The organism is Paraburkholderia sp. SECH4, assembly GCF_030511745.1.
Taxonomy (GTDB): Bacteria; Pseudomonadota; Gammaproteobacteria; order Burkholderiales; family Burkholderiaceae; genus Paraburkholderia; species Paraburkholderia madseniana.
Window position 1 is genome coordinate 99522 of the sequence record NZ_JALOCP010000016.1, and the last position, 15861, is coordinate 115382.

Below are 15861 nucleotides of genomic sequence, written 5' to 3' on the forward strand. Positions count from 1 at the left end.
CGGGCGCGAAGGCATTTTTAAAATTGGGAGGCCGAGTAGATCCGGCTTTAGCGATAGCGGGAGAGACGCAAGGGAAAGAAGACGGGTGGATGACGAGGGCTGCCCGAGACGCGCGCGTGAGTTGACGTGCACGGCTTGCCCCGGGCAGCTTGATCAGTTAAAGGCCATAGGCATGAACCACATGGTCGCTGCCCGCGACGAAGACCTGCCCATTCACGACCGACGGCGACGAGAAGTTACCCTCGCCGGATTGAACTGGCGTGTAGTGGTCGTGGAAAAGTATGGCTCCGGTTGTCGCGTCGAACGCATACACATCGTTGCCCATCCCGTCGGCGTAGTAGACCACACCGTTTGCGGCGACCGGCGGAATAGCCGGATTGAAGTTGGGGCTGTTGATGCCGACTTGCGTCTGCCACACAGGTTTGGGGTTGACGGAACAGGTGCTACCGATGGACAGTGCAATGAGCCCGTGCTTATATAAAGTCCCCGAATCGGAGGGAGACACGACGTAAAGCTGATTGAGCACCGGGTCGAACGCAGGCATGCCTATGTTGCTGCCGTCGTTCGAACTCTGAGCAATCGTCATCGTTTGAATGGGACCCGCCTGCTGAATGGTGGCCCGGTTATAAATGAACAGAGGGCCTGACTTGTTGTAGGCAGCGAGCATCGTCGGGCAGTTGGGACGCTGGAACAGCAATGCCGTAGCGCCGAAGTCGATGTCTGCGTTGGGCGAGGGAGTAAGTGGTGAGTTCGACGCGGCCACCGCCAGGGTTGGGGTGAGCTTCACGACGTGTTCGGCGAACCCTGCGTTTTCGGGGGTGGCGAATGCGTTGCCCGTCAGTGCATAGACGACTGTACCGTCAGGTGGAATCGATACGCCCCCAAAGCCCCATATGCCGCCCCCGTTCGGTCCGGTTGCCCCGGTGGGGAACCAGCGTTGCAGAATGGCGGCTGGGTTGGTGGTCGAGGCGCGGATAACCTGTCCGTGGTACGGCTGCGTATCGCAGGGGTCACCGGCCGTCGCAACGTATATTGAGGAACCGTCGGGACTGAGCGTCAAACCGCCGTACACCATCGTTAGCGGAGAAGCATTCGCCGCGTCGAGGAGAGGCAAGTTGAAGCCCGGGAGATCGACGCCGGTCGCCATATCGTACGCATGCAAGTAACCTTTCCCGCTCGCGACGAACAGGCGGTTGTTGGCATGGTCGATTACGGGCGTCCCCTGCACACCAATCTTGCCTTTGAATAGCCCGCTACAGCCCTGCGACAGAGTTGCCTGAGGGATGGGGGCACTCTTCCAAATGGTGGCCCCCGTCGTGGCATTCAGCGCCCATGTTGTGTTTCCCTCCGTCGCAACATAGACGATATCGGTCGGAACGTTGTTGATCAACACGCCGGTAGCCAAAACCGGCTGAGTCAGGATGGCGCCGTCAAGAACAGGGGACACCCAGTGTTGTTTCAGCGTGCTCACGTTGGTCGCGTTCAGCACCGTCTCGACAGGGTTATACCCGGTCCGCTGCCTGTTCATGCCATACGTCGGCCAGTCGGTTGCTGTAAAGGTCGCGGCGGTGGAGGCTCCCGGTATCCGGGCCAACGTAGCAGCGGTTGCTAGTTCGGGAGCCTGGAATGGCGTATCGGCGGCCGGCCCGCTATCGTCGCGGAATCGATTCGGATTGACCGTGTTTCCGCCGTTCTGTTTGTCTATCTCCGATCCGTCGAGCGCGCTGGCGGGCGCGACGTGCGGTCCGTTGCCGAACGGGTGGAGGCCATGAGGGAACGGGAACGGTACCTTTGCTGCCGCCGCTGCGGCTGCCCCAAGATCCGGCGCGAGCGTCGCTGCTGGTGCTGCGTTCGAGCTTTGCGCCTGTACGCTTGAACCGGCCATGCCGGTGAGCATCAAAGCGGCAACAAATCGAGCAGCGTTGATTCTGCTTAGTGCGTTAGCCATAAATCCACCTCCTGAACATCAAGTTATTGCAATGTTGAGAAGTCCGCAAACAGGCGACTTCTAACCACGATTTACGACAAGGACGCGCGTTGCAATCGTGAAATCAATCCTAGGAGGCGATCAGAACCGAAGCGCGAGAAAAGGCGTTATTTGACTAAGCTTTGTCGAAACGACAGTTCTCCTTACGAATGATAAATATTAATAGCGCGCTCCATGCGAGGATGAAATGACGCTTCAACTGTAATGTGCGGGTATGCGGCGGTGGGCCTATCAAGGGAGGTCGCTTGCTGCGGGCCCCGTCGGGCTCAGGAATCGCCAAGCGATCTCTTCCAGTCGGTCGGTCTGACTGTATCGAACTGCCTTCGACCCACTGCCTGTTCAAAGTAGCGGACATAGAGCACGATGACGCTAAAACGGCGATCGCCGAAGACGAGAATACGAACAAGCCTTCTTGCAAAAATCGATGCGGCCCAAAACGGTGCGGGACCGCGATGCCTGAACACCATATCGACATAGTTGCGCAGCCCGCACGCGTACTTCCACTGCGTTGCTGCCGGCATGCGCCTGGTCTCGATCCACGCGCGCAAAGAGCGCGGACGCTGGATCATATCGCGGTTTTCTCCGTCCTTGTGCGTCATCTGGGAGGCGGTTACGCAACGCAGTTCACCAATGCGGCTCAGGCGCGCGGTATATTCGACGTCGTCGTTCCACACAAAGTACTCGTGGGCGGGGAACCCTACGCGTTGAATCGCATCGTGCCGAATGCACGCTCCAACGAACGACATATAGTCGGTCTTGAAGGAAGCGGCCGCGTGGTGCTCGGGCATTGACACAATGAGTCGCATCCGTTCGTCGAACGTTCCCTGATGCCAGAACTGCACACGCCGATCGATGCCAAATACCGTGCCGCACAGTGCAACAACGTCAGTGCGTGCGGCGTCCTTGGACACCAGCAGTTTTTCGAGCGCATCGGGCATAGGCTCTGCGTCGTCGTCCATGAGCCAGTACCAATCGAAGCCTTTGGCAAAGGCAGTGCTGATGCCCCTTGCGAAACCGCCGGCCCCGCCGGTGTTGCTCTCCGACAGAACGACGAAAACCCTGTCGTGCTTTGCCTCAACGGCAGCCAGATACTCGCGCGAACCGTCGTTGCTGCCGTTGTCGACTACGTAAATCGCATCGACGGGCCACGTTTGAGCAAGCAGCGCTTCGACGCATTCTTCCAGCAAGGCTCGCCGGTTGTACGAAACAACGATTGCGGCAGCGCTTACGGGGTTCATTCGATCAGCTCCTCGGCGGCTTTCAGCGCAGCGCCCACAACCTGGTCCATGTTGTAATAACGATATTGCGCGAGCCTTCCGACAAACGTGACGTCGGGCGTGGCCTCCGCGAGTTCGTGGTAGCGCTTGAAAAGCGCCTCGTTCTCGGGACGAGGAATGGGATAGTACGGATCACCTTCGGCTCGCGGATACTCCCTCACAATCGACGTGCCGCTATGCTGCTGGCCGGTCAGATGCTTGAATTCCGTTATCCGCGTGTATTCCTGGTCGTTAGGGTAGTTGATCGTCCCGGTCTGCTGGAAGCGTTCTACTTCGCCCAGATGTTCATGCTGAAAGAACAGGCTGCGGTAGGGGAGCTTGCCGAAGCGAAAGTCGAAATAGGCATCAATGGGCCCCGTATAGATTGTGTGCTCGCGTTCCACGATCGACCTGATGGCGCGAAAATCCTCTGACAGGCGCACCTCGATGTTCGGATGTTCGAGCATCTTCTCGAACATCGATGTGTAACCCTGGGCGGGCATGAACTGGAACGCATCGGTAAAGTAGCGGTCGTCGTCGTTTGCGCGGGTCGGTATGCGTGCAGCGACCCCCGCTGACAGTTCAGAGAGGTCGAGTCCCCACTGCTTTTGCGTATAGCCGCGGAAGAATTTCTCGCAGAGATCATGGCCGACGCTGCTTAACACCACGTCTTCGCTCGTCGCGACAGAGTCCCGGGGCTCGCGAACGGATTCGAGGTACGCCGTCACGCCCTGCTCGTCCAGATCAAGGTCGTATAGCCTGTTGATCGTCGTCCGGTTGATAGGGATGGGATAAAGCTCTCCGTCCACATGAGCTAGTACACGGTGCTCGTAGGGCCGCCAGTCGGTGAAATTCGACAGATACTCGAAAATTCGCTTGCCGGATGTGTGAAAAATGTGCGGACCGTATGGATGGATCAGCACGCCGTTCTCATCATGACAATCGAACGCGTTTCCGCCGATGTGACTCCGCTTATCGATGATCAGCACTCGCTTGCCGGCAGCGGCAAGGCGCTCAGCACACACTGCGCCCGCAAAGCCGGCCCCCACGATCAAGGCATCATATTTCATCTCTCGAAGTCCTTTAGAGAAACGCGCAACGGTGGCGGCCATTCAAGTCATCAGCAGCACATGAACGGCCGTGGAGAGCTCGGGCACCCAACGGCATCGCGGTGGAACGGGCACGCGCCGGATCCGGCACTGGTCACCTTCGAAAAACGCGGCCGCGCTGCAAATCAAAAGCAGGCATGAGCAGGACGGGGCCGGGAATGCGGTGTCTTGCACGCGACCGTGCAGACAACGTCACCGAGGAGAAGGGTGCCCACTTGATATTTCGCCTTCGGTACGTTTGCGCACACAGCGCAAATCCCGTCGTGTACCGCGCGTTCGGGTGTCGCGAGCTAATTTCTTGCGGTTGACTACTTCGGCGGTGGTCGATGTTTTTGTATGGAGAGCGAATCACATGGACCGCCTCACCTTCAGTCTGCCGAACGGATATTTATAGTCGGTTTGATTGGGGTCGCATGGGATTTTGATGAGTCCACTGCACCTTTGATTATTTAATGTGAAGAAAGCGTAAATTTGATTCGCTGAATGAGGGAAATTACCTACTTAATCAATTTGTCTGAATGCCGGATTTATTAATCATACAAATTGGAGGGGGCGATCTGCTTGCATATTCGTATGAATAAATCCATTGCCGAGTGGTTTTTTATAAGGGGCGGATAGCGTGGTAAACCGGGGAATCGCCCGGCGGCAAGCCGCGAGCACAAAATTAAACTTCTGTGAATAGATAATTAACGGAACTAATTCTTTTTTTTCACCGCGTGAATGCAACAAAGATATGTGCGCGCGCACACACTCGTTCTCATTTTGCGTATCAGTAATGCAGATATTTACCTTTTGTATTAGGTATGGAGAATGATCGCCTTTTCGTCGGATTTTTACATCCAGTTACAACATCGGAAAAAGTGTGACGCATATACTGCGATCCCCAAACAGAAATGCGTAAGTTGTACTCATGACCTTATCTAAACGATCAAGGAATCAGACACATCTTCTGGATTCCGTCCCCGCTTTAATTCCCACTGCATCTGTCCCTCGAAGGAAATTTCTCGCCGGCCTGGTTGCGGGCGCAGGGTCCTTCGCCCTTTCGGCATGCGGTGGCGGTGGCGCAGACTCGCCCGGCGCGGTAGCCAATAGCGCGAAGGTGGCTAACACGGCAACCCCAAGCAGTTTTACGGTGACCGCCCCGACAGCCAACGCGACTGTATCCGGTTCTGTCATGGTGACAGGCACCGCGGGCAGCAATTGGGTCAACGTATGCGTATTCGACCACGCGAGCGGCGCCAAGATTGGCGCCGACACGAAACCGAGCAACGGTACGTTCGCTATCAAGGTTGACACGACCAAACTGTCCACAGGCTCGCATCAGTTCGACGTGATGGGATTTACCGTCGCGGCCGGACAGCCGGGCGGCACCAAGACCACGACGTCTGTTTCAGTCACCGTCGCCGCACCGAGTTCCGGCGCGCTGTTCTACGGCATGAACGGCCATCTTGCCTACCCCAGCGGCATCTACCACACCATGTCGGCGGCCGCGCAACTGGCATTGCTCAAGGATCTCGGCGTCACGAATTATCGCGTTGACGTCGCCGATGGCGGAATGGCTCAAACGGTCGCCAACGCACTGACCGGTGCGTTTGCCGGCAGCGGCGTCGCCATTATGCCGGTGCTCAATCCTATTTCGGCTGGCTGGAATAAGAATGGCTCCGAATCGGCGGCGTACACCTTGGGCTACAACCTGGCGGTCGCATGCACCAAGCCGCTCAAGGGGCTCGTCAAGTACATCGAGTGTGGTAACGAACTCGACGCGACTGGCCTGATCACCACGGGTAACGGCAGCCTGACGAGCAACTACAGCCCCGCCATCTGGCCGGCGTTCCGCGGCGTTATCCGTGGCATGATCGACGGAGTCAAGGCGATCGACTCGTCGATTCAGTGTGGCGTGAATGTCGGTATCCCGCTTGCATACCGCGGCTTGCAGATGCTGTGGTCCGGTATCCAGCCTGATGGCAGTGCCAACGGCGTTTCGGGTCAGCAGCAAGTCCGCTGGGACTACACGACGTACCACTGGTACCAAAGCTCAGGCGATATCACCTGTGGATGGCAAAACAACGCGTGCCTGAACGTACTGCAGGTTCTGAAGGACTCCTTTAACGTGCCGATCTGGTTGACGGAATGGGGTTGGTCGGGCAGCCAGGACAGCGCAGCGCAAGCGGCCAGCTACACGACCGCGGCGCTGAAGGAGTATCGTGCGCTCAAGGATCAATACAACATCCAGTCGATCATGATGTATTGCCTGATCGATCCGGCTTATGGCCTCGTGCAAGAAGATGGTGTCACGAAGAACCCGGCTTACACGAGCTTCAAACAATTCGTTGCCGCGAATCCCGTCTGATCCGCCATTTCGCTAGCCTGCTAGCGTAACAAGCCTCTACCCGTGCAGCCTACGTGCTTTCTGCAAGCCGTAGGCTGTTCTTTTTTCGGAAACACTATGGGTGGCGCGATTTTGGAGTCGTGTGCGGTAAAGCACAGACCGCGTTGCTGCGACGCCACAATCTGCGAAGCGAGACACCACCCGCATGCGAGCTCGCCGGACCCATAGATCCAGTCTTTTGCGCACTACAGTCGGCGCAGCGCTTTCGAGGAAAGCGGTTCGCGAGCCAGCGATTCGTTCCGGTCCCAACACACAAGGAGTCCGACGTATGAATACGAGTGTTTCCGGTAATCCGCCGGTTGTGCTGCGGAATAACGTGGACGCGTTCTCCGGCGGCGAACTATGGCGGCTGATAGTCGACAATCTTGGGCTGGTCATCTGCATTGTTCTCCTGGTGACGGGCGCGTCTGCGCTGTACGCTTTTATCGCGACGCCTATGTATTCCGCGGATGCATTGGTCAAGGTCGATTTCCCTCAGCCCAACGCGCTCGGTGAGGCTTCGAAGGCGCTGGACCACGTCGTCCCGTCCACGCTGCCTACCGAGGCGGAGATTCAGATCATCCAAAGCCGGAGCGTGCTTGTGCCGGTGATCAGTAAATTCAAGCGGGACACCTCAATTACGGCGAACGACATCCCGGTTATCAGCGCGATCACCCGCCAATTCGCCACGCCGGGCACGCCTATGCCGGCACTCGGCGGTTTGAGAAGCTATGCATGGGGCGGAGAGGACGCGTCCGTCGGTTCACTGACCGTTCCCGCCATGCTTGAAGACAAACCGCTAACGTTGACCGTCCTTAACGGCGGCCGCTACCGGCTCGCCGTTGCCGGACGCACGCTCCTCGAGGGCGCCCCCGGCATACCGGCTGAGGCCAACGGCGTGGCACTCACCATGGAGCGGCTCGTAGCGCGCCCTGGAACCCAATTCACGCTCGTGCGCTTTAGCGACGTCAAGGCAATCGAACGTCTCTTGCACCAGTTGAAGGTCAGCGAGTCGGGCAAGGAGACGGGCGTCGTACAGATCGTTTATGAAAACCCCGATCCAGAACTGGCCCAGGCCATTGCCAACGGCATCGCCCAAGGCTACATCGCTTCCCACATCGCACAGCATCGCGCAGAGGCGCTCCAGACCCGCGAGTTCATCGTCGGAGAATTGCCGCAGCTTCACGCGAACCTGACCCATGCAGAGGCCGAACTGAGTCAGTACAGAACCGCGTCGAGTTCGATGCAAGCGGGTACCGAAGCTTCGTCGTACCTTCAGGGCAGCATTGAATTCGACCGCCAGATCGCGATGCTCAAAGTACAAAGAGCGGCGTTGGCCAGTCACTTCACACCGACCTCACGTGACGTGCAGACCGTCGATAGCCAGATCGAGCTTCTGCAAAAAGCTAAAAGCGCGTTCGAAGCGCGCTTCGACCAGTTGCCCGCCTCCGAGCGCCGGGCTGCCGATCTCACTCGCGACGTAAAGGTCGCTGAGGACATTTACGTCGCGATGGTCAACAAGTCCAACGAGCTGGCTGTGACGCAGGCTGGCACGCTCGGGAATGTGCACATCATCGACACCGCGCTGTTGCCCGTGGATCCCGTGAAGCCGAAGCGGGCCCTGGTTATAGGCGTGGGTGCCGTCGGCGGTTTGATGGCGGCGATTCTGTATGTCTTTGTCCGGCGCCTATGGTCGTCCACGCTTGAGCACTCGACGATGGCCGGGCGCCATCTGAACCTGGCGGTCTTTGGTCAGGTGCTGTTCAGTGATGAGCAAGCCCGACGGGATCGTGCGCTGAATTCGAACTCGCAGTCAACGAAGGGTCGCCTCACTGGTGGAGCGCAACAGAAAGTATCCGGAGGCGCAACCGGATCGCCTCCCAGATTGGCCTATAGTGGCGCTGCTTTGCGAGACGCAGAGTGGGCCACCGGCCGCTTCCTGCTCGCGACCGACGGGCACGATGACATACCGATTGAGGCGTTGCGGGGCATATGTGCGTCGTTGCAGCGGCAAATTCAGGACGCGACGAATAACGTGCTCGTCGTGACGGGTGCGACACCCGGCACGGGGAAAAGTTTTGTATCGTCAAATCTGGCGGTCATCAATGCGCAGGCCGGCAAGCGCGTATTGCTGATCGACGGCGATATGCGCCGGGGCCAGTTGGCCGCCAATTTCAAGCAGACCGGTGCCGGCGGCCTCGCCGAAGTCCTGAACGGTCATGTCAACGTTGATCACGTGATTCGGAACACCGATGTTTATGGCCTTTCGTTTATTGCCGCAGGCCGGTTCCCACACAATCCGTCGCAGTTGCTCTCGACACCTCGCATGCAGCAACTCGTCGGGCATCTTGGCAAGCTGTATGACTTGATCATTATCGATACACCGCCGGTACTAGCAGTCAGCGATGCAAATCTGATCGCCTCTGTCGCGGGATCGACGCTGCTCGTGGTACGTCCGAACGCTCAGAGCGAACGGGAACTGGAAGAAACCGCGCAGCGTCTCGATCGCGCCGGCGCGCGTCTGGTCGGCATGATCTTCAATGCAATGCCGCGACGGCGCAGCGAGAAACGCAGCTACGGCTATGCGGCAGCCTATTCTGCAGCGGGTGTCCCGCAAGAGCATGCCGAATCGTGATCGTCGCCGGCGGGGCGTGTAGAGTTGCCGGATGAGCCGGCTAGGACCATTCCGCGCGACTGGAGGAGTCAAGAGTAAGCGTCTTGCCCCGCGCGTTTTTGCATTGAGAAAACAATGTACTCCAGACTGATATCCGCGCTGTTCTACATGTTTTTTACCTGCGTTATTCTGAATCCGCAGGTGAACGGGATCACGTTATATTTTTATCTCTTGATCCCGTTTCTCGATCCGGAGTTCGCGCGCTTCCTGAGCGGCACGGCTCGTCGTTGGGCCGGCCCGTTGCTCATCGCGGTCGTGGCAAGCGGGTTGACTTCGCCTTCGGCTGCAGTACGGGTCCTCTCGATTGCCATCTGCATAGGCTACCTGATGTACACGGCTGAACGCCGCATCAGCTATCTTCATCCATGGATGGTCATCAACATCCTGTTCGCAATCGTGCAGTTCGCGATGTACTACATCGACCGTGATTTCGCGATGCAACTCGGACCGACGAATCTCGCGAAACTGATCTGGGGGAACTATGCGACCAGTACCTATACGAACTTCTTCGAGGTGTTTTACTTTGCTCGCGTCTCGGGATTTTCGCGTGAGGCGGGATTCTTCTCTTCGCTGCTGGTGACGTCTTTTATCGTGTACCTGCTTAGCGATTCACCGAATAAGAAAATCATTGCTATTTACCTTATCGGCCTCTTCATTAGCTTCTCGAAATCGTCGATGACGCTGTTCCTCTTTGCCGCGCTCTATCCCGTGCGTGCAAGATTGCGGTCGGTCCACCCACTGATGACAATGGTTGCGTACTTTGCGGTGACCGCGGCCATTTCGGTGTACCTTGCATCGAACGATTTCTTCGACTCAGAAACGTTTGGCCACCGGCTGGCCGGCTACGCGTTCCTGTTCGATGCGCGGCTGGGGGATATCGTCAGCGGCATCACCGCACACGACATCATCACGCACTACAAGTACCTTCCCTACATCCGTTTGATCCAGGGCGAAATGGAGGACGCCGGTGTGCCATTTGCCGGTCTGGCTGCCACGGTCGCTGAAATGGGGATCTTCAGTGCGCTGATTCTTTTTGGCGTCATCGCGTTTACCGCGAGCGACGGCTTCGTCATGCTGATTTTCCTGCTCATCAGCGCCACCGTGAGCGTGACCACTGTCACATCCTTTATTCCGCTTGCGTACGTGATTTGCTACTGGCCTCGGTTTTCGGCATACAGCGCTCACCGCGTGGAGCTTTCGCGGCAGTTCGAGCCACTGCCACGGTACGGCAAGACTTAGTCTTGCTGTCTCGTGCGACGCGTTGCCGCTGGAGGCCGGCTGTGACGCGTTATCGTCTCGATTCGTCCTCCCATTTTTTTCGGCGATTGTGCGCCCGCGCATCGAGCGGGACTGCGGCGCGCCCCTCGAGTTATCGAGCAGAAGGCCCGAGCCGCGGAACGGCGAGACTGTCGACAGCGCGACTTCCTGCGATGCTTTCGAAGGCTCACGTTCGTCCGATGATCAAGGAATCGATAGTATGGTGAGCCGATACGGTTCTGATCAAATAGCAGGGGTCGTCGTGGGTGCCTCGCTGAACGGTCTCGGCGTGGCGAGGTCTCTCGCGTGTGCACGCGTTCCGCTCGTCGTAGTCGATACAAAAATCACGCGCTCAGGCATGTGGTGCCGCTACGTACGCGCGCACTACATCAAAAGCCTGATCGGAAAAGCCTTCGCGGACGACATGATCGAACTCGGCAAGAAATTCAAGCAGCCCCCGGTTCTTATATTGACCGAAGAAGAGGCGGTGCACGCGGTGTCGGAAAATCGCGAAGCGCTTGCGAACTGGTTTCGCTTCCGCCTTCCGGCGGACTCGACCGTCAAGATGTTGTGCAGCAAGGCAGGATTTCACGACTTCGCGCTGAAGCACGACTTTCCGGTTCCACGGTCCGTGACTATCGAGAGACTGTCCGACCTGGAATATCTATCGGAATTACGCTATCCGTGCGTACTGAAGCCGGACGACAAACGCAATGTATTGAGGGGCGAGAGGGAGCGGGCGGTTCGGGTCGACTCTCTCAGCGCTGCGCGCGCGCGAGCTATCGCCATGCTTGCCACGCCCGGCGGCATCATTGCGCAGGAGTGGATCGAGGGGCCCGACAGCAACATCTATTTCACGCTTTTCTATCGGGGGAGCGGCGGGAGTGTGATCAGCATCTTTACTGGGCGCAAGGTCCTCAGTTCCCCGCCGGGTATCGGCAATACCGCCATATGCGTTGCCGCACCCGAAGCGCGCGAAGTGCTCGAGTCGTTGACATTGTCGTTCGCCGAGCGGGCCGGCTTCGAGGGCATGGGGAGCATCGAATACAAGTGGGACGACAACCGCAGGCGGTTCGTAATGGTCGAGCCGACGGTCGGCCGTACGGACTGGCAGGAAGAAATCGCCACGCTGTGCGGCGTCAATATTCCGCTTGCCGCTTACCGGCATGAACTCGGTCTGCCGCCCATACCTGACCAATCGTGCCGGGTACCGGTCGCGTGGCGCGCGACGTTTGCCGACCGGGTGCCGCCTCATCTGCTGGGCGAGCACACGAAGATCGTTGACGGATATTTTCGCTGGAGCGATCCCGTTCCGGCGCTGCAGTTTTATGGCCTGCTCAGTCCGCTGCGGCGCTTGAAGCGCGCGTGGAACGTGACTATGGCACTCAAGCTGCTGCAGGTGAAAGTTTAGCGTGGGCTGGTATTTGACAACGTGTCGCGCTTCGCGACGCTGGCCTCGAGCGTGGGCGCCTGGAAGCCCTGAGTGCCGTCCCTGGATGGAGATGAGCAATGTCCTTCACCGACACCGCAATAATTGGCGCAGGGCCGTATGGGTTGTCTTTGTCCGCACACCTGAGCGCCGCAGGTGTGGTCCATCAGATTCTCGGGCAGCCGATGCGCACCTGGATCAATTTCATGCCGCGAGGCATGCTCCTACGTTCCGAGGCGTTCGCTTCGAACCTCCATGCGCCGCTGTCCGGATTCACGCTCGAGGATTACTACCGCCAGAAGGGTATGCGCTATCAGCCGATGGGTATGGAGCTGCCGCTCGAGACGTTTGTGGATTACGCGCGTTGGTTTCAGTCGAATCTCGTCGAAGATGTCCAGGCAGTCGACGTTGTCAACCTGCGACGCGTCGACGGGCATTTTCAACTGGCGCTGAGCGACGGCCGCTCCCTCCTCGCGCGCAAGGTGGTGATCGCTTTGGGACTCAAGGGGTTCGCGCAAACCCCTGTCGCACTGCGAGGCCTGCCTGAACGCTATGCATCTCATTCGGCGCTTTATGGGGACCTCGCGTGGGCGCAAGGCAAAGACGTCGCGATAGTCGGCGGCGGACAGTCGGCGCTGGGGCTCGCCGCGCTGCTGTATGAGCAAGGATCGCGTGTTCACGTGCTCATGCGCGAAGCGGGCGTGATATGGCATCCACGGCCTCAAGCTTCTCGCGGCATCCTATCCAGACTGGCGCGTCCTGACGCTGGCTTGGGACGAGGCTGGCGCTCACTCTTCCTGTCTGAGTATCCGGGCCTTTTCCACATGCTCGATCAAGGGCGGCGCAAGCAGATCATGGAGCGGTCGTACGGAGCGTCCGGCGCCTGGTGGCTGCGTGATCGCGTCGTCGGCAAGGTGAAGATCTCGTTTCGGACCGAGGTTCGCTCCGCCGCTATCGACAACGATCAGGTCATGCTGCGCGTGATAAGCGAGGACAAGGAATCGGCCGTTGCCGCCGACCATGTCATCGCCGCGACGGGCTTCAAGACCGATATGAGGCAGCACGCGTTTCTATCGAAAGAAATCGTAGACGCGATTTCGATCAATAGTGGGCTGCCCGAACTCACCTCCAACTTCGAAACACAGGTTCGTGGCCTCTATGTGATCGGGCCGGCTTCCGCTCACAGCTTTGGGCCCGTCATGCGTTTTGTCTACGGGGCGAGGCATGCAGCGCCCGGTGTGGCGCGGCATATAGCCCATTCGTTGAAAGCGGACGCGAGAGATGGCGTGTGGTCCTCTGCCGAAGGCCATGTGCTCGAGCGAACGGGCGAGTAGCCGCATGCTTTCCGGCAGTCCGCCCGCTCCTTGATGTCGCGATTCAGCACAAGACAGCGCAATTATCGCGGCACCAGGTTCTTCGAAATGCACAGAGCGGAGAGGTGAAATGAATCGGGGTAAGGCATTACTTAAAGAGATCCTTGCTGCGCTCGTCGTCTTGACGGGCATTGCCCGAGCGACGCGCGCATGGCTATGGCGCGACCGGGTGGCGGTCCTGCTCTATCACGACCCCGACCCGGCGACACTCGACAGGCATCTCACGTATCTTCGAGAAATATGTGATCTGGTGCCGCTGACAGACGTCGCTGCGCCCGGCCGGGGACGTCCACGCGCGGCCATTACGTTCGATGACGGGCATGCGGGCAACGCAGCGTTGCTGCCTATCTTCATCAAGCACAAGGTGCGGCCGACGATCTTCCTCTGCAGCAGCATCGTCGGCCGTCCGCGCAGCCATTGGTGGTTGCATCCCGGCTCGGTGCGGGCGGGCCACGAACGGCTGAAGCGTATGACGAATGCGGAACGCCTGGCCGAACTCGCGGCACATGGTTACCGCCAGGACGCCGACAATCAGGCGACCGGCCTTAGCATCGAGCAGATGGAAACCATGCAGGCGTACGTGGACTTTCAGGCTCACACACGATTCCATCCCGTGTTGACTCGTTGCAGCGATATCGAATGTGCGGACGAAATCGGCAACAGCAAGCATGAGATCGAGGCGCTGCTGCGCAATGTTTGCGAGCACTTTGCCTACCCGAACGGAAACTATGGCGATCGCGAAGTCAGTTTCGTAGAAGCGGCGGGATACAAGAGTGCACGCACATGCGATGTCGGTTGGAACGATCACCAGAGTGACCCGTTTCGACTGCGCGCGATCATTGTCGACGACAGTGCGTCGACGCGGCGATTCGCGGCGCAATTGACCGGTATCCCGCTCTTCTTGCATTACCTGAAGAAAGGTGGCGGTTGGAGCGGACGATTTCCTCAGTTTTGATGGTGCGCTGCACATCCTGTTGCGCTACGTGTCCTGGCAAACACAGCCGTTGGGTACGACACGCTAGCATCTTCCGAGCGAGGAATTCCAGCTATACCGTCCACGTTTTGCGTGATCCCATTTGTGCAGTCAAAGAGGAGCGGGGAGATGCAGCGCTGGAGGGTATTGCTGATCAACGATTTCTTGCATATGGGCGGCGCGGAGATTGTCTATAAACAATCTGCAGGGCTTCTGAGTACTCTATCCGGGGTTGAGGTCGAGCGTTTCGACGATAGTCGATTCGTCGCGCAGACTTCCATGTTGTCGAGAATATGGAATGTTGCTGCCGCTCACGCGCTCGAGAAAGCAATTCTCGCGTTTCGGCCGCATCGGGTGCTGGTGCATAACTACCATAACGCTCTCTCGCCTTCGATCCTGAGCGTTATCGCACGATACAAGCGCGATTTGGGCTACCGCACGTACCATACGTGCCACGACTACCATCTCGTCTATTACAACCCGATGATGCAATACTTCGAGAAGGGCAAGCCCCTGATTCTGCCGCTTGAAATGTTGAGTACGCGCACGGCGTTCAAGCTTCGTTCGTCGCCAAAGGGCCTCATGCATGACCTCATGACAAAGGCGTACTGGCATGCCGTGCGTGCGGCGTGCCATCCGTCGCGCGTATTCGATCAGATTCTTTGCCCCAGTGCCTTCATGCAGGAGGCACTGCACCGCTGCGGAATCCGCAACACGGTGATCCTGCATAATCCGTCCGCTGTGCCGGTTGCGCTGATTCCCTCGGCCGTCCGTAACAAAGACCGTTTCAATCTTGCGTTCGCTGGAAGAATCTCGCAGGAAAAAGGCCTCGCGCAGTTCATCGAGCTCGCGCAAGCGGCGGATTTTGAGCATATCAACGCTATCGGTGTTTATGGCGAGGGTCCCGAGCGCGCGGTTATCGAGCAACGCTTCGCATCACTCATCGAATGTGGCAAGCTGATTTTTTTCGGCAGCTTGCCGCAGGAACGGTTGTTCTCGGACCTGCAGCGCTTCGCCGACGCGGTCATCGTACCGTCGGTGTGCGCGGAAAACGCGCCGCTCATCATCATCGAGGCGGCGATGCTCGGCCTGCCTGCGCTCGTTCGCGATGGCGGAAGCATGGCGACGACCGCGGACGCTGTAGGCAACAAGATCAAATTCCGCACTGATCCGGAGAGTCTGAAGCTGGCGCTTGGGCAACTGGCCACGCATCTTTCGAACCCTGAGAGAAGATACGACGTCGACCAGTATCTTCCTGAGTATTATGCTGAGCGCCTTGCCGAAATCATGTGTATCGGCCAAGGCGTGCCACCTTCCGCATACCCTGCGTTCGCCGCAGATAGCTCCCAATCTTCTGGCGTGTTGCGATAGCCGCGAACGCTGCCTGAGCCTGACTGTCTGCAAGCGCGGCGGATGGGTTGCGTCAGTGCCGCGC

The 15861-nt window shown here is 58.4% G+C and carries 10 protein-coding genes; 7 read left to right on the plus strand and 3 right to left on the minus strand.

What is annotated here, in order from left to right:
* Positions 1-157: 157 nt before the first annotated feature.
* The 3 genes from M0D67_RS21715 to glf all read right to left on the minus strand — a co-directional run bounded on the left by M0D67_RS21715 (position 158) and on the right by glf (position 4313).
* Positions 158-1948 carry a PQQ-binding-like beta-propeller repeat protein gene (locus M0D67_RS21715; RefSeq protein WP_266239605.1) on the minus strand — a complete coding sequence of 597 codons (1791 nt, stop codon included), beginning with the start codon at positions 1946-1948 and terminating at the stop codon, positions 158-160.
* A 305-nt stretch (positions 1949-2253) separates the two neighbouring features.
* A complete protein-coding gene (locus tag M0D67_RS21720; protein ID WP_154559463.1) occupies positions 2254-3225 on the minus strand; it encodes a glycosyltransferase family 2 protein in 972 nt (323 codons plus the stop codon).
* Positions 3222-4313, minus strand: a complete 1092-nt coding sequence (glf, locus tag M0D67_RS21725; RefSeq protein WP_154559527.1) for a UDP-galactopyranose mutase — start codon at positions 4311-4313, stop codon at positions 3222-3224. Before glf ends, M0D67_RS21720 begins: the two co-directional genes overlap by 4 nt.
* A 1171-nt stretch (positions 4314-5484) precedes the next feature.
* Here glf and M0D67_RS21730 point away from each other — a divergent pair.
* The 7 genes from M0D67_RS21730 to M0D67_RS21760 all read left to right on the plus strand — a co-directional run bounded on the left by M0D67_RS21730 (position 5485) and on the right by M0D67_RS21760 (position 15797).
* Positions 5485-6702, plus strand: a complete 1218-nt coding sequence (locus M0D67_RS21730; protein WP_266239606.1) for a glycosyl hydrolase — start codon at positions 5485-5487, stop codon at positions 6700-6702.
* 307 nt (positions 6703-7009) lie between these two features.
* A complete protein-coding gene (locus M0D67_RS21735; RefSeq protein ID WP_171926950.1) occupies positions 7010-9355 on the plus strand; it encodes a polysaccharide biosynthesis tyrosine autokinase in 2346 nt (781 codons plus the stop codon).
* A 114-nt stretch (positions 9356-9469) separates the two neighbouring features.
* A complete protein-coding gene (locus M0D67_RS21740) occupies positions 9470-10633 on the plus strand; it encodes a hypothetical protein (protein WP_171926951.1) in 1164 nt (387 codons plus the stop codon).
* Positions 10634-10871: 238 nt separating this feature from the next.
* Positions 10872-12062, plus strand: coding sequence for a carboxylate--amine ligase (locus tag M0D67_RS21745; RefSeq protein WP_308112585.1), 1191 nt, complete (start codon positions 10872-10874; stop codon positions 12060-12062).
* Positions 12063-12160: 98 nt separating this feature from the next.
* Positions 12161-13414 (plus strand): NAD(P)-binding domain-containing protein, encoded by a 1254-nt coding sequence (locus tag M0D67_RS21750; RefSeq protein WP_266239607.1) that lies wholly within the window; start codon positions 12161-12163, stop codon positions 13412-13414.
* A 109-nt stretch (positions 13415-13523) separates the two neighbouring features.
* The gene (locus M0D67_RS21755; protein ID WP_154559457.1) at positions 13524-14408 is read left to right on the plus strand and encodes a polysaccharide deacetylase family protein; all 885 of its coding nucleotides are present in this window, start codon (positions 13524-13526) and stop codon (positions 14406-14408) included.
* A 147-nt stretch (positions 14409-14555) separates the two neighbouring features.
* On the plus strand, positions 14556-15797 hold the full coding sequence (locus tag M0D67_RS21760) for a glycosyltransferase (protein ID WP_154559456.1): 1242 nt from the start codon (positions 14556-14558) through the stop codon (positions 15795-15797).
* Positions 15798-15861 lie beyond the last annotated feature (64 nt).

What these genes read in the sequence shown, in the direction of transcription:
- M0D67_RS21755 (WP_154559457.1), top strand. Translation starts at nt 13,524, where the DNA reads ATGAATCGGGGTAAGGCATTACTTAAAGAGATCCTTGCTGCGCTCGTC.
- glf (WP_154559527.1), bottom strand. Translation starts at nt 4,313, where the DNA reads ATGAAATATGATGCCTTGATCGTGGGGGCCGGCTTTGCGGGCGCAGTG.
- M0D67_RS21720 (WP_154559463.1), bottom strand. Translation starts at nt 3,225, where the DNA reads ATGAACCCCGTAAGCGCTGCCGCAATCGTTGTTTCGTACAACCGGCGA.
- M0D67_RS21745 (WP_308112585.1), top strand. Translation starts at nt 10,872, where the DNA reads ATGGTGAGCCGATACGGTTCTGATCAAATAGCAGGGGTCGTCGTGGGT.
- M0D67_RS21715 (WP_266239605.1), bottom strand. Translation starts at nt 1,948, where the DNA reads ATGGCTAACGCACTAAGCAGAATCAACGCTGCTCGATTTGTTGCCGCT.
- M0D67_RS21735 (WP_171926950.1), top strand. Translation starts at nt 7,010, where the DNA reads ATGAATACGAGTGTTTCCGGTAATCCGCCGGTTGTGCTGCGGAATAAC.
- M0D67_RS21750 (WP_266239607.1), top strand. Translation starts at nt 12,161, where the DNA reads ATGTCCTTCACCGACACCGCAATAATTGGCGCAGGGCCGTATGGGTTG.
- M0D67_RS21760 (WP_154559456.1), top strand. Translation starts at nt 14,556, where the DNA reads ATGCAGCGCTGGAGGGTATTGCTGATCAACGATTTCTTGCATATGGGC.
- M0D67_RS21740 (WP_171926951.1), top strand. Translation starts at nt 9,470, where the DNA reads ATGTACTCCAGACTGATATCCGCGCTGTTCTACATGTTTTTTACCTGC.